The 14,998-nt window shown below is 40.8% G+C and carries 12 protein-coding genes; 9 read left to right on the forward strand and 3 right to left on the reverse strand.

Annotated features, from left to right (window positions below; all coding sequences use genetic code 11):
* Positions 1-500: 500 nt before the first annotated feature.
* Positions 501-1,076, forward strand: a complete 576-nt coding sequence (rbr, locus tag QZ019_RS06230; protein ID WP_294567787.1) for a rubrerythrin — start codon at positions 501-503, stop codon at positions 1,074-1,076.
* Between the two features lie 110 nt (positions 1,077-1,186).
* Here the strand turns inward: rbr and QZ019_RS06235 are convergent, their stop codons facing one another.
* Together QZ019_RS06235 and QZ019_RS06240 are read right to left on the reverse strand one after the other, a co-directional pair.
* Complete coding sequence (locus tag QZ019_RS06235) at positions 1,187-1,807, reverse strand: DnaT-like ssDNA-binding domain-containing protein (RefSeq protein WP_295483300.1); 621 nt, start codon at positions 1,805-1,807, stop codon at positions 1,187-1,189.
* A complete protein-coding gene (locus QZ019_RS06240) occupies positions 1,807-2,760 on the reverse strand; it encodes a 2-hydroxyacid dehydrogenase (protein ID WP_295483301.1) in 954 nt (317 codons plus the stop codon). The genes QZ019_RS06235 and QZ019_RS06240 overlap by 1 nt, the downstream gene beginning before the upstream one ends.
* 176 nt (positions 2,761-2,936) lie before the next feature.
* Here QZ019_RS06240 and QZ019_RS06245 point away from each other — a divergent pair, with 176 nt between their 5' ends.
* From QZ019_RS06245 to nifS, 6 genes are all read left to right on the forward strand, one after another.
* Positions 2,937-3,164, forward strand: a complete 228-nt coding sequence (locus QZ019_RS06245; RefSeq protein ID WP_294567783.1) for a heavy metal-associated domain-containing protein — start codon at positions 2,937-2,939, stop codon at positions 3,162-3,164.
* A 21-nt stretch (positions 3,165-3,185) separates the two neighbouring features.
* On the forward strand, positions 3,186-5,069 hold the full coding sequence (locus tag QZ019_RS06250) for a heavy metal translocating P-type ATPase (protein ID WP_295483304.1): 1,884 nt from the start codon (positions 3,186-3,188) through the stop codon (positions 5,067-5,069).
* A 65-nt stretch (positions 5,070-5,134) separates the two neighbouring features.
* The gene (locus tag QZ019_RS06255; protein WP_295483307.1) at positions 5,135-7,618 is read left to right on the forward strand and encodes a heavy metal translocating P-type ATPase; all 2,484 of its coding nucleotides are present in this window, start codon (positions 5,135-5,137) and stop codon (positions 7,616-7,618) included.
* 2 nt (positions 7,619-7,620) lie between these two features.
* Positions 7,621-8,091 (forward strand): Lrp/AsnC family transcriptional regulator, encoded by a 471-nt coding sequence (locus QZ019_RS06260; protein WP_294567778.1) that lies wholly within the window; start codon positions 7,621-7,623, stop codon positions 8,089-8,091.
* Between the two features lie 221 nt (positions 8,092-8,312).
* Entirely contained in the window at positions 8,313-9,227 is a 915-nt protein-coding gene (nifU, locus tag QZ019_RS06265; RefSeq protein WP_294567777.1) for a Fe-S cluster assembly protein NifU, read from the forward strand.
* Between the two features lie 15 nt (positions 9,228-9,242).
* Positions 9,243-10,487 carry a cysteine desulfurase NifS gene (nifS, locus tag QZ019_RS06270; RefSeq protein WP_294567775.1) on the forward strand — a complete coding sequence of 415 codons (1,245 nt, stop codon included), beginning with the start codon at positions 9,243-9,245 and terminating at the stop codon, positions 10,485-10,487.
* A gap of 116 nt (positions 10,488-10,603) precedes the next feature.
* Here the strand turns inward: nifS and QZ019_RS06275 are convergent, their stop codons facing one another.
* Positions 10,604-11,629, reverse strand: coding sequence for an aminotransferase class I/II-fold pyridoxal phosphate-dependent enzyme (locus QZ019_RS06275; RefSeq protein WP_295483310.1), 1,026 nt, complete (start codon positions 11,627-11,629; stop codon positions 10,604-10,606).
* A gap of 433 nt (positions 11,630-12,062) precedes the next feature.
* On the opposite strand from QZ019_RS06275, the gene QZ019_RS06280 reads away from it, so the two are divergent.
* Complete coding sequence (locus tag QZ019_RS06280; RefSeq protein WP_295483312.1) at positions 12,063-13,406, forward strand: ABC transporter ATP-binding protein; 1,344 nt, start codon at positions 12,063-12,065, stop codon at positions 13,404-13,406.
* Complete coding sequence (locus QZ019_RS06285; protein WP_295483315.1) at positions 13,406-14,989, forward strand: glycine betaine ABC transporter substrate-binding protein; 1,584 nt, start codon at positions 13,406-13,408, stop codon at positions 14,987-14,989. Before QZ019_RS06280 ends, QZ019_RS06285 begins: the two co-directional genes overlap by 1 nt.
* Positions 14,990-14,998: the final 9 nt, after the last annotated feature.

The following is a 14,998-nucleotide window of genomic DNA, read 5'->3' on the forward strand; positions in this document are numbered from 1 at the left end:
ATTTACATATGTAATTAATATTAGTTTGCTGTTATTGGTGTTTGTCTTATGGCTAGTAATAAAACTTATATTTTTTAGTAATATCCTTTTCTTTCTGTGTAAATAACAAGCAATATTTTTAATAAGTTTCCCTTAATTTACGTTTAAAATTATGAATGTGCCTGTTTATTCGTCAGCTTAAAATTCATGCGTCTAAATTTGCTGTTTTTTAAGTTTTAATGCTCTAAAATGCTGATGCCTTTGCCTGTTTGATTAATACAAATTCTTTTTTAACTGACTCTTTATTTGTTTGAATTTTTCTGCCCTACTCCGTAGTTTATTTAAAAAAAGTGTGTAAATATCTTTTTGTAGAGTTAGTTGATAAAAAGTTTCTTTGACAATTTGATGCATTGCATTCATGATCATAGGCACTGTTTTGATGTGAATTTTCTACTAAAATGCATTAGTTCGACTAAATTCTCAGAACATCAAAAATACACATGTATATAAAGGAGTAAAACATGCCCAGCTTAAAAGGTACTCAGACCGAGAAGAATATTCTGACCGCTTTTGCCGGTGAGTCTCAGGCTCGTAATCGCTATACCTACTTTGCTTCCGTAGCAAAGAATGAAGGTTATGTTCTTATCAGCGAAATCTTCACTGAGACTGCTAATCAGGAAAAAGAGCACGCAAAGCGCTTATTTAAGTTCCTTGAAGGCGGCACTGCAGAAATTACCGCTACTTTCCCTGCAGGAATTATCGGTGATACCGCTGCAAATCTTGAGGCTTCAGCCAAGGGTGAAAATGAAGAGTGGACCGATATGTATCCTAGCTTTGCCGCAACAGCTCGTGAAGAAGGTTTCCCTGAAATCGCCGCTGTAATGGAAAATATCGCTATTGCTGAAAAGCAGCATGAAAAACAGTACCGTTCTTTGTGGCAGCATTTAACTGACGGCACTATGTTCAAGCGTGGCGATAAGGTTATTTGGCGTTGCCGCAACTGCGGATTCATTTATGAAGGAACCGAAGCACCTAAGGCATGCCCTGCTTGCAATCATCCTCAGGCACACTTCGAAGTTTTACGCGATCAATATTAATTAAAAAATTTTGAGGAATATCTCATTTTTTTATAAAAATATGATATAGTACGCGTACTCCTTATGTTTGTTTGATTGTTACCCTCGGATCGTATGACCCGAGGGTTTTTTTATATTTTTTCTGCCTTGGCTGATGCTTTTTGGGCAACTGCTGCAGATGTGTTTACCGCTTTTGCGGCAGTTGCAGCTGCTGTCGGGGTATTTTTACCGGATGCGGTGTAGGCGCTGCGGTGCTTTAAAAGTCTTAAAGCAAAAGCCCGTTCCCATGCGTGCTGATTTCTAAGCTCATGGCGCCCCGACCAATAGCTTATAAAAGAGTTAAGCTCGCTTTCGGTAAAATCGGCGCTGTGAAGTCCTGCCATAAGACAGGTTTGCGTGAAGTTTGAACTAGGTCTCCATGATGCACTCATGGCAAAAGGCTTTTGCGGCAGTAAAGTGGTATCGGCATTAAAGTAAGGCAACACGACGCTGTAGCCTTGCCAGGTATCTGATTGCGTTTTTTTTTCGATAAAACCCAATAAGTTAAGCTCGTTTAAAAGATCTGTAATGAGATTTTCAGTCGGAATGAAAGGACATACTGAGCTTATTGTTTCCATTGCAAGGCTTAATGCCGGAAGATCGATAAGACATAAGCCGCGTTCTGCCATCGGTCTTAAGTAAAAAAGATATAGAGAACGGGCTTCATGACTTAGGCGCTTATCGCTAAGTTTGGCAAATTCGATGTTATTCATCAGGCGTCTCTGGTGCCGGGGACTTTAGTTATAAGGTTTTTACCTGCAATAAAAGCGTCAATATTGGCAAGAACAAGCTTTGCCATTTCCATACGTGTATAGGTGGTGGCACTGCCTATATGCGGTGTCAATACGACGTTAGGACGGTTAAACAGCTCCTGCGGAACCTTCGGTTCCTGCTCGAAAACATCAAGACCTGCTCCTGCGATTATTTTATTATCAAGAGCTTTGATTAAAGCGTCGGTATCAACTAATGCTCCGCGGGCAATGTTTACCAAAAAGCCGTTAGGTCCTAATTTTTGAAGTATTTCTTCGTTGACGCAGTGGAAGGTTTCTTTGGTGGACGGCATAGCGATAATTAATGCGTCGCACCATGAAGCCATATCGCTTAATGACGCAAAGAATTTATAGGAAACATCTTTTTTGCCGTGAGCAAAATAGGCGATATCGCATTTAAAAGCTTCAAGTCTTGCAGCAATTTCTTTACCGATGCGGCCAAGGCCTGCGATGCCGACCTTAAGTCCGGTAAAGGAAACACCTAAAGGCATTATGGCTCCGTTTTCCCAATCTTTGCGTTCGATAAACTTCTGTGCCTCGATCATTTGCCTTGTCGTATTCATGAGCAGTGCTACGGCGGTGTTGGCAACGTCGTCGTTGAGTACATTCGGAGTATGACTTATGAAAATATTGCGTTTTATAGCTTCATTTACATCAATTCCGTCATATCCGACACCAAAATCGGCGATCATTTTGACATTTTTGAACTTATCGTAAGTATCTTTAGTAATTATGGTGCCGCCAGATACAAGAAGAATATCGGTTTCTTCATAAGCCTGCTTGAGTTCATCAGCGTTTAAAGCCTTTTTTTCGGCAAATTCTCCGCGTTTTTTTACTTCGCTAATCAAAAAGTCAGGAAGAGAAGAATCGGTATATTTAAGAATGTGGTAAGTCATGGAATATTTCCTCGAAAATACGTAAGCATGATTATACGCAAGAGCCTACAGTGAAAATTTACGGGAGCGCAAAAAAATAATTAAAATATTATTAATAACAGTTGAACAATTATTCAACTGTTATATAATGCTAATAGTTGAATGATTGCTCAACTTTTGTTTTAAAGGATCAGAATATGAAATTACGCTGCGATATAAAAGGTCTAGATTGTCCGCACTGCGCTTTGTCTTTAGAAAAGAAGATTGCCGCGCTTGACGGTATTAAAAACGCTAATATCAATTTTCCATTGCAGTCTCTTGTCATTGAGGCCAACGACGATCTTGATGAAGATGAGTTAATTGAAAAAGTTCAAAAGGTAAGTGACGACTTTGAGGACGGAATTTCTGTAACTCTTCGTGATTAACCACAAAGCATAGGGATAGTTATGCTGCAGAGTATCGATTTTAAAACCAAGTTAAGGCTTGCTTTTGCTTTGATAGTTATGATTATGCTTTTATTAAAGCTTGATATAAATGACTATATAAAGCTTTTTTTATTTGCCTGTGCCTATGTCGCTGTAGCGTATGAGACTGTTATAAGCGCATTTAAAACTTTGTTTAAGCGCTTTCGTATGACCGAGCAGTTTTTAATGTCTATAGCCACCTTCGGTGCTATTGCCCTTGGTGATTATCCTGAAGCTTTGGCGGTGTTGATTTTTTATGAGATAGGCGAGCTTTTTGAAGAGTACGCATCAGGCCGTTCTCATAAAGAAATTACCTCCCTTATTGCTTTAAAGCCGCAAATAGTAAGAGTAATTGATGAAAACGGCAATGAACTAAAGGTAAAACCGCGTAAAGTTAAAATCGGTCAAACCATAAGAGTTCTTGCAGGTGAGGCAATTGCTCTTGACGGTGTTTTAAAACAGGGCTCTGCTGCAGTTGATTTAAGTGCTTTAACGGGTGAAAGCGAACCTTATTCATATAAAGAAGGAGAAGAGATCCCCTCAGGCGGCATCAATATGGGAAGCGTTATTGAGCTTGTCGTGACCAAGGATAACTCAAATTCTTCTATAACAAGATTAATTGAACTTATTGAAGATGCAGCGGCCAATAAGTCCAAACCTGAGGCTTTGATTTCCCGTTTTGCCGTTTATTACACCCCTATAGTCGTAACTTGTGCTGTTCTTTTAGCCTTGGTTCCTTTCTTTATCGAAGGGGAAAGCTTTTCCGATTGGATAGAAAGAGCTTTGGTATTTTTGGTTGTGTCCTGTCCCTGTGCTTTGGTTTTGTCAGTGCCGTTGTCATTTTTCGGCGGTCTTGGCGCGATATCCAAAATCGGCGTGATGGTAAAGGGCAGTATTCATATTGAGACTTTATCTAAATTAACCGTTTTGGCTTTGGATAAAACCGGAACCATCACTCAAGGCAAGTTTAAGCCTGTGGATTTTATAGTAGATGATGGCTCATCAAAAGCAGAGCTTTTATCCTGCGTGTATGCTCTTGAAAGCGTAACGACTCATCCAATCGGTACAGCTATAGTTAATTACTGCAAGGCAAATAATATAGAGCTTAAAAAAGCAGAATCCGTCCATGAAGTGTCAGGGTTCGGAATTGAAGGAATTATCGACGGTAAAAAAGTAGCGGTCGGAAGCCGGGAATTTATTGAAAAAATTACGGCAAGAACCGATCTTCATCAAAGCACGGTAATAGGGACTGAAGTGCTTGCGGCAGTTGACGGCAAGTTTATCGGCGGACTCGTTTTAAATGATGAGCCAAAAGCCGGAGCAGCTGCTTTCTTTGGCGAACTTGAAAATTTAGGTATAACTTCCTGCATGATAACCGGTGATAAAGAAACGGTTGCTAAAAATATAGCCAAGCGTCTTGGTATTGCAAAATACTACGCCAAGATGCTGCCTCAGGATAAGCTTAAGGCCGTAAAGGAGCTTAAAGAAAAGGATGGGGCCGTAGTCGGTTTTGTCGGTGACGGCATCAATGATGCTCCGGTACTTGCCGCTTCTGATATCGGTATTGCCATGGGTCAGTTCGGTTCGGCTTCTGCCGTTGAAGCTTCCGATGTGGTCGTGATGAATGATGATTTAAGGAAGATTCCGCAGGCGATAGCTCTTTCACGCCGTACTTACAGGCTTGCGATGCAGAATATTGTTTTTGTTATTGCCTGTAAGCTTTTGATCTTGGTTTTGGGCGCTATGGGCATTGCCGGAATTTGGGTGGCGATTTTCGGTGATGTCGGCTTATGCGTGTTAGCTGTGTTAAATGCTATGCGCGCACTTACTTGGGTAAAAGTAAAACGCGGTGCTACAATAAGCTAAGAACAGCACTACCGATATACGAATAACAATAATAATAAAAAGATTACGCTTAAAAAGGCAGAAAAATGCAGAAACAAAGTTTTGATATTGTCGGTATGTCCTGCGCGGCCTGCGCCGCGCGCATTGATAAGGCGGTTAGGGAAGTAGACGGGGTTAATGATTGTAACGTTGCGCTTTTAAAAAATCGTCTTACGGTTATTTTTGATGAAAGCAAAGTAAGTGATGAAATTATAAAGCTTGCCGTGAAAAACGCAGGCTATACGGCTCTTGACTCAACTGGCAAGTCATTTGCCGCAAAAGCTGATGATAAAGCAGTTAAGGCACAGAAAAGAAAGCTTATTTTAAGTATCTTTTTAACTCTTGTCCTAATGTCCGTTTCGATGGGGCCGATGTTCGGGCTAGTCCTGATAAAAGATGCGCTAATAAACGCTTTATGCCAGCTTGCGCTGACGCTATTTATCATGTTTATTCAGCGCGATTACTTTAAAAACGGTTTTAAAGCTTTACTGCATTTTTCTCCCAATATGGATTCATTGGTGGCAGTAGGTGCCGGAGCTTCTTTTTTATTTTCTCTTTTTTCTTTATTAAACCTTAAACAAGGCGACAGCTATACGGTTTTACATCATGAAGTGCCGCTTTATTTTGAGTCGGTCGCGACGATTTTGATCTTGGTTTATGTCGGTAAATATTTTGAGCAAAAGGCAAAATTGAAAACTACCGATGCTGTTGTAAAGCTCATGGATCTTTCTCCTAAAACCGCACGCGTAAAACGCGGTGACAAAGAGATCGTTATCAATGCCGACAGTCTTAATGCAGGAGATATCGTTATTTTAAAAGCTGGTGAAAGCGCGCCTTGTGACGGCAAAGTAATATCGGGTAATGCCTTTTTTGATGAAAGTGCGTTAAGCGGAGAAAGCCGTCTTGTCAAAAAAGAAAAAGGAAGCAATGTCTTCACCGCATCGATTTTAAGTCAGGGATATATTGAGCTTGAGGCAACTGCGGTCGGTGCTGATACCACGTTTTCTAAAATTATCGCTTTAATTGATGAGGCAACTACCAAAAAGGCACCTATAGCTAGAATTGCCGATAAAGTCGCAGCTTATTTCGTCCCTTTTGTGATTATCGCGGCTTTAATTACTTTTGTTGCCTGGTTGTTATTAGGAGCATCTTTTGCTCTAGCCTTAACCTTTGCCGTAAGCGTATTGGTGGTTTCATGTCCTTGCGCTTTAGGTCTAGCCACTCCTACTGCCATCATGGCGGGAACCGGCAAGGCGGCAAGTTACGGAGTTTTGTTTAAATCTCCTGACGCCATTGAAATTCTGCATAAGGCCGATACGGTAATTTTTGATAAAACCGGAACTTTGACTTACGGCAAAATGGCGGTGCGTTTTATCAAATCTCAGGATAAAGCGCTTGAAAGCATTAATTTGATGATGGCAAAAAGTCTTGAGGAAAAAAGCGATCATCCGCTTGCCAAAGCAATAGTGGCAAAAGCTGATGTGCTTGGGCTTATAAGTTTTCCCGTTACAGCCTATAAATTAAATGACGGTCTGGGAGTTGAAGGCTTAATCGGTGATGATCATTATTATTTAGGCGGAACGCGTTATCTTTCGTATTTAAATATAGAAGTAAGCGATGAAGACAACAACGCTATTGCCGCTTATGAAAAAGACGGATTTACCGTTTTATGCCTCATTAAGGAAAAGTCATTGCTTTGTCTTTTTGCAATTGGGGATGACATTAAGGAAGAAGCTTTTGCGACGGTAAAAAAATTAAAAGAAGAAAATATAAAAACCGTGATGCTGACGGGCGACAGCAACGGATCGGCAGCTGCCGTTGCGAAAAAACTTGAGCTTGATGAATACCGGGCAGGGCTTTTACCTAAAGACAAAGCCGATATTATTAAAGATTATCAGGATAAAGGACATGTCGTTGCGATGGTCGGTGACGGTATTAACGACGCTTTATCCCTTACTGTTGCCGATGTCGGAATCGGCGTATCGGGAGCAAGCGATATCGCGTTAAGCTCTTGTGACGCGGTGTTGATGAAAGACAGCCTTTATGACGTGATCACGGCAAAGGTAATGTCAGGTAAAACCATTAGAAACATAAAAGAAAATCTCTTTTGGGCTTTTATTTATAATGTTATCTGCATTCCGATGGCAGCCGGCGTTTTTTACTCAAGTTTCAATTTACGCTTAACCCCGATGCTTGCCGCGCTTTTGATGAGCATGAGCTCTTTATGCGTGGTGACCAATGCTCTGCGCTTGACGACAACCAAGGTTGAGCGTTATGCAAAAAATGTTGTGGATTTAAACACTAAGGAGAACATCATGAAAAAAGAAATTTTAATTGACGGCATGCACTGCAATCATTGTACCGCATCGGTAAATAAGGCTTTAGCCGCATTGCCGGGCGTCAGTGATGTTTTGGTTTCCCTCGAGGATAACAAAGCCGTATTGAACGTAGGATCTCTGATTAACGATGAAATGCTAAAAAGCGTTATTGAGGCTTTGGGCTTTAAAGTTACCGCAATTAAGAATCTATAGATATGTCATTAAAACTTGATGAAGCTGATTTATTAATCATTGCGCTGCTTCGTGACGAGGCGCGCTTATCGCTTCGGGATTTAGGATGTAGGGTAAATTTGTCGGCCCCTGCCGTATCGGCGCGCCTTAAACGGCTTGAAGACGCCAAAATTATCGAAGGGTACCGCGCTGTTATAAGTTTTGATAAATTTGCTCTATCGCTTGAGGCGGTAATATCGGTTAAGGTTCTGCCTGCTGATTTTGAGCGTTTTGTCGATGAGATGAAAGCATTACCTTGCGTAAGCTCCTGCCTTAAGGTTACGGGAGATTTTTCCTATATGCTTACTGCAGGATTTACCGGGGTTAAGGCACTTAATCACTTTGTTGAAAGGTTAAATGCCAAATACGGTATGACCAAAACATCAATAGTACTTAATAAAGAGATTGCGCCGCGATCGCCTTTTACTTTAGATGATTTAAAGGCAGAAAACTGATAAAAAATCGCTTGATAATTTAATGTATAAAGGCAACCGTCAGGTGTTTTTTAGGTACAATATTGCCGGATAATTTGAAGCTGTTTTTTAGCTTGAAAGCTTTTTGCTGTAAAATCGCTCTTTTTGTAAATAGATGACTTAATTTGTAAAGTCAGGTTTTGCAGTTAAAAGGAATTTAAAAGAATTTAGAAAATCCGCTAAGGACAACGAGGATATTTGATATGTGGGATTATTCAGACAAGGTTAAAGATCATTTTTTGCACCCACGCAACGCACGTGTTATTGAAGATGCCAATGCTATCGGCGATGTCGGTTCGATTATTTGCGGTGATGCTTTGCGTTTGATGTTGAAAATCAACCCGACCACCAATGTGATTGAAGATGCCGCTTTCCAGACTTACGGTTGCGGCAGCGCTATCGCTTCATCTTCTGCATTAACCGAAATGCTTATCGGCAAGACCTTGGAAGAGGCTGAAAAAATCACTAATCAGACCATCGTTGATTATTTAGGCGGATTGCCTCCTGAAAAGATGCATTGTTCGGTAATGGGACGCGAAGCCTTGGATGCGGCCATTGCCAACTATCACGGCAAGAGCTACGAACAGGCTCATGATGACGGTGAAATCGTATGTCATTGCTTCGGCGTCGGCATCAATAAGATTAAAAAGGCCGTCTGGGAAAACCATTTGACTACCGTTGAGGAAGTTACCAATTACACTAAAGCAGGCGGCGGCTGTCAGTCATGCCATATGCGCATTGAAGAGATCATTGACGAAGTTTGGGTAGATCTTGAAAAGTGCGGCGTACCTCGTCCCGGCTTTACCCCGACCCCGATTCAGGGTATTAAGATCAACGTTTCAACCGAGCCTGCAGTCTCTGCAAGCGGTGCGGCTTTAGATGAAGCTACTTTAAAATCTCCGATTTATGACAAGGCCGTAAGCGTAATCAAGGAAGTTGCCGAAGGCCTTAAAAAAGACGGATCCGATGCCGAGCTCGTTGCAATTTCAGGTGATACCGTTACCGTAAAACTGTCAGGTGCCGTGGCTGTCGGTCTTATGCAGGATATGACATTGTCCTTTATTGCAAAGAAACTTACAGAAGCTGTCGGACATGAAGTAAAAGCCGTGGTTCGTTAATTAAGGAATAGTTAGATGAGAGATGATGAATTAGGCGTAGGCAAGGGCATTTACCTTGATAATAACGCCACTACGAGAATCGATCCTAAAGTGGTTGAAGCAATGATGCCGTATTTTAATACTTATTACGGTAATCCTTCTTCTCAGCACGGCTTCGGTTTGGCAGTTGACAGAGCGATAAATCATGCCCGCGAGCAGGTTGCGGATTTGCTCGGAGCCGCTCATCCTGATGAAATTATTTTCACTTCATGCGCTACCGAATCTGACAATACCGCAGTTTGGACTTCATTGTTCACGCAAAAAGACAAAAACGAAATTGTTACTACCAAGCTTGAACATCCGGCTATTTTGGATACCTGTTCATTTTTGTCAGGCCGCGGTGTCGAGGTTAAGTATTTAGGCGCCAATAGCTTAGGCGATATCGATCCTGCAGAATTTGAAAAACTGTTAAGCCCGAAGACCGCATTGGCTTCTATTATGTGGGCTAATAACGAGACCGGTAATATTTATCCCGTACCGCAGATGGCAGAGATCGCAGCTGCCCATAATGTCGTATTTCATACCGACGCGGTTCAGGCGGTAGGCAAGATCCCTATTAATCTTAAAGATACCAAGATTAATATGCTTTCCTTCTCGGGACATAAGCTTCATGCGCCTAAAGGCATCGGTGCTTTGTACGTAAGAAGAGGCACCCGCTTCATTCCTTTTATGCACGGCGGTCATCAGGAACGCGGACGTCGCGCCGGTACCGAGAACGTACCTTATATCGTCGGTTTAGGAATGGCCTGTGAGCTTGCAAAATCTCATCTTGATGATTTGAATACTCGCGTAAGAGCTTTACGTGACAAGCTTGAGCAGGGCATTGTCAACACCATTCCTGAAGTTATCGTAACCGGTGACAAGACTCATCGTACGCCTAACACCTTAAATGTCGCATTTAAGTTTGTTGAAGGTGAGGCAATCCTGCTTATGCTAAATGAGTACGGAATCGCCGCTTCATCCGGATCTGCCTGCTCTTCAGAATCACTTGAGCCTTCGCATGTTATGCAGGCTATGGGTATTCCGTTCTCAGCCGCTCACGGTACCATCCGTTTCTCATTGTCGCGTTTTACGACCGAAGCTGAGATTGATGAAGTGCTGCGCGTATTGCCCGGTATTATTCAGCGTCTGCGTGATTTATCACCGTACTGGAATGAGAACAAGCCTAAACTCATTAATGCCGATCATGAGTTCGATCCTGACAGTGATGAGCGTCATTGATAAAATTTTGCTTTAGTTTTAAAGCTCTGATGTTTTATTAGAATAAAGCCCCGACATACTGCCGGGGTTTTTGCATTTTAAAAGCAAAAAAATCTTTGCTTGAAATAAAAATTAACTTACAAAATTTCTTTTAGTTTTATCAGCTCGTCTTGTGTGGTTGCCCAGCTGGTGGCAAAACGGATGACACTGCTGTTTTCATCGTATTTTTCCCAGAATCCGGTTGCTACATGCTCCCTGAGCTTTTGAAGCTTGTCATTGCTTACAATGACAAACTGTTGATTGGTAGGGGACTTTAAGAAAAACTTAAATCCTTTTTTCTCCAGAATTTCAATTAATTGATGAGCCGAGTCAATGGCGTTTTTGCTTATCTTAAAGTACAGATTATCAGTAAACAACGTATCAAACTGGATGCCGATAAGACTGCCTTTGGCAAGCAGCGCCCCATGCTGTTTGACTCTGGTTATAAAATGACTAGGGGCATTATTGCGGGTAAAAACCAAAGCTTCACCGCATAATGCTCCTACCTTGGTGCCGCCGATATAAAAGGCATCGCATAAACGGGCAAGTTCCGGTAAGGAGACGTCATTTTCCGTACTTGCAAGGGCATATCCTAAGCGTGCTCCGTCAATATAAAGAGGAATTTTGTATTCTTTACAGATTGCGTAAATAGCGTTAAGTTCGGCTTTTGAATATAAAGTGCCGTATTCGGTGGGTTGGGAAATATAAACCATACCGGGAAAAACCATATGCGGATAGTTTTCATCAGCATAGAAAGTTTTTAAATAAGCGCTTAGATCTTGTGCGTTTATTTTTCCCAAATGTGCAGGAAGAGGCAGGACTTTATGTCCGGTGTGCTCAATGGCTCCTGCTTCATGAACATTAATATGTCCGGTTTGAGCGGCAATCACTCCCTCGTAGTCTTTAAGCATGGTTGCTATAACGACAGCGTTTGTTTGAGTGCCGCCGACTAAAAAGAAAATATCTTTTGCATCCGTAGCGCATGCTGCGGCAATTTTTTGTTTGGCTGTTTTGGAAAATTTATCTTCACCGTAGCCTGCAAAAGGATCTTCATTTAATTTATAAAGCGCGGATAAAATTTGAGGGTGAGCGCCTTTTATATAGTCACTTTCAAAAGAGAGCATGAGTAAATTCCTTAATGGTTTTTTTTGACTAGTCTAAACTTTTTTGTACATTTTTGTGAAAAGAGAAAAATAAATAAAAATTCTGTAGTAAAGAACGATAACTGCAAGTTCTAATCCTAACGCGGATCACAATATGGAACAAAGAAACGGTAAAAAGTCATCTGATCGCTTGATCTTAGTGCATGCAAATCAATAACATTAAATTAAAGGATCTTTCTTTTTCAATTTTTTTTGAAAATCTTGTCTTTTTAATTAAGTTTGCAAAGGCTTTATTTTTGTTTGCAAATTTTTGATTGTTTCTTTTCTCTTTATTCCGGAAAAGCAAATTTCCGGCTTGAGATGTAATTAGTTAATTTAAGTTTTGCCGCTTAATCTGCAATTTTTTTGCTTGAGAGAGGTACTTTTACTTTTTTATCGGAAATACCTAACGCTAATGATTGAGTTTAAAAACGTATCGCTATCATACAATAGCAAGCTGGTTTTAAAAAAGATTAATCTGACGATTAATGACGGGGAATTTTGTGTACTAATCGGTGCCAGCGGATGTGGTAAAACGACTTTGCTTAAACTTATCAATAAGCTTAATAAAGTAAGCTCCGGTAAAGTTCTTATTGACGGGGAAGATATAAATAAACTTTCATTGCGCAAGCTTCCCGGGAAAATCGGTTATGTCGTTCAGGAAGCCGGTTTATTTCCTCATTTGTCGGTGGCTGAAAATATCGCTTTAAGTTTGGAGCTTGCCGAATATCCTAAAAATGAAAGGGATGCGCGCATTGACAAGATGCTTGATCTTGTCAATTTAGAACCGTCTTTATATCGTGATTTGTATCCTTCGCAGTTATCAGGCGGACAAAGACAGCGTGTCGGAGTGGCAAGAGCTTTTGCCCCGAATCCTTCAATTGTTATTATGGATGAGCCGTTTTCTGCGCTTGATCCGGTGACTCGTGCCAATTTGCAGGATGAAATCTTAAGAATTCAGCAAGCGATGCAGAAGACTATCGTTTTCGTCACTCACGACATGGATGAGGCGATTAAGCTTGCAAGCCGCATCTGCATTTTAGAAGATGGTGTTATAGCCCAGGTTGGAACTCCGGCTGAAATCTTAAAACATCCTGTTAACAAGGATATTGAGGAGTTTATCGGTCCGCATAAGCTGTGGCGTAATCCTGATTTGATTAAAGTCAGCGAAATCATGCTTAAAAAGGTTCCGGCTTTGGAGAGTTCGGCAACAGTGCATGATGCAAGGGCTTTGATGAAGAAAATGGAGGTTGAGACTTTATTTCTTACGCAAAATGGCAAATTATTAGGAACGATCACGGCAAAATCTTTAAGGTGGGCATTTTGGAAATCAACTAATTTTGATAAGTATTTAAATAACAATGTAGTAACAATTAATGAAAATGCAACGCTTGAAGACGCATTGAGCTGCAAATTGGATCGTAAAACCAATGTTATTGCCGTAATTGACGATGAAGGGACGCTTAAAGGTTATCTTAGTAAACATTTATTGCTTACGATGTTAAGTAAGCAGCTAATCAGCACGGAAGAAAAGGTTCAAAACAATGCGATTATTTCTACTGCAATGCCGCAAAATTCAGATAGTCAGGGACAAGTAAAAGCGGAAAACAGTTTAACTCAGGAACAAAACAGCAGACTTCCTGATATAAACGCCGTAAAAGAAAAGATTTTAAGTGCGGCCTCTAAAATCAAGAATATTGAAGTTTTAAGCAATACGGAAGGGCAGAAATTACAGACGCAGATTAAGGAGAAAGACTGATGGAAAGCTTTATTTTGTTATTTTTAGATAAAAGAGGAGAGCTTTCCGAACTATTTATTCAGCATATGAATATGACGGCGATTGCTGTTTTTATTTCATTGATGATTGGCGTTCCGCTCGGCATTATCGTTACCAAGCATAAGCGTCTTGCTGATTTTGTAATAGGTTTTGCCAATGTTCTGCAGTCTATTCCGAGTATCGCATTACTAGCCTTTGCCGTACCTTTTGTCGGCATCGGTGAAAGACCGGCTATTTTGATGGTTATTGTTTATTCTTTGCTGCCGATCTTAAAAAATACTTATACCGGAATTAAAGGTATAGATCCTAAGATGCTTGAAGTGGCAAGAGGTCTTGGCATGTCGCCGTGCCAGCGCTTGTTTAAGATTGAATTGCCGTTAACCGCTTCTTATATTATGGCTGGCATAAGAATTTCAGCGGTTGCAGCAGTAGGTACTATGACCATTGCGGCTTTTGCCGGAGCCGGCGGTTTAGGGTGGTTTATTAATCTAGGTCTTAATTCTCAGAACGTTAATTTGGTTTTGTTAGGAGCAATACCTGCTTCTTGTTTGGCACTGTTTTTTGACTATATTTTAGGCAAGCTTGAAAAGGTCGTAACCCCGGAAGGTTTGCTGCCTGCAAGTCAAATTAAAAATATTGATAAAAAGAAACGCCGTATGCAGCGTTTTAGCGTTGTTTTTGTGTGCATGCTGTTGGTTTTCGTACCGCTTGGTTCTTCTGCGTATGATTATTATTTAGAAAGTCAGCAGAAAAAACTTGTTATTGGTTCTAATAATTTTACTGAAGCGATTATTTTGGGTTATCTTTTGCAGGTAATGGTTGAGAACAATACCGATATTAAAGTTGAAGGTTCATACAATTTGGGCGGAGCCATTATGGAACTTACCGCAATGAATGCAGATGAGCTTGATGCTTTTGCCTGCTATACGGGAACGATTTTGCCTAATTTTTTACATGAGAAAATGGATTCGCATGATCCGGCGGCGGTTTATGAACAGTCTAAGAAAGGACTTGATGAGCGTTTTGGCATAAAAACCTCGCAAAATATCGGATTTAACAATACTTATGTTATGGCGGTTACTCCTGAAATCGCGCGTAAATATAACCTTAAGACAGTAAAAGATTTAATGCGTGTGGCGGATAAGCTGCGCCTTGGCTGTACCGTGGAATTCGTGCATCGCGACGATTGTCTGCCAAGCCTTGAAAAACTTTATAACAATAGTTTTGCCGAAGTCAGAGGCCTTGACGGATCCATTCGTTACAGCGCGATTGCTTCAGGTGAGGTTGATGTTATTGATGCTTTTTCTACAGATGCTTTGTTGTTTAAAAATGACTTAGTGCTGCTTGAAGATAGAGATAACTTTTTCCCGCCTTATGATGCCGTTTATCTGATTAGGGGCGAAGCTCTTGAAGAATACCCTGAAATAGTTCCGCTTATTAAGCGGATGGAAGGTCTTATAGATGAAAAGACTATGGGTAAAATGAATATGCAGGTAGATATAGACGGAATGGACGCAAGGGAAGTCGCTGAAGAATTTTTAAGAGGAAAAGGGATGATTGAATAGAGCTCTTAA

The organism is uncultured Succinatimonas sp., assembly GCF_905203285.1.
GTDB lineage: Bacteria > Pseudomonadota > Gammaproteobacteria > Enterobacterales > Succinivibrionaceae > Succinatimonas.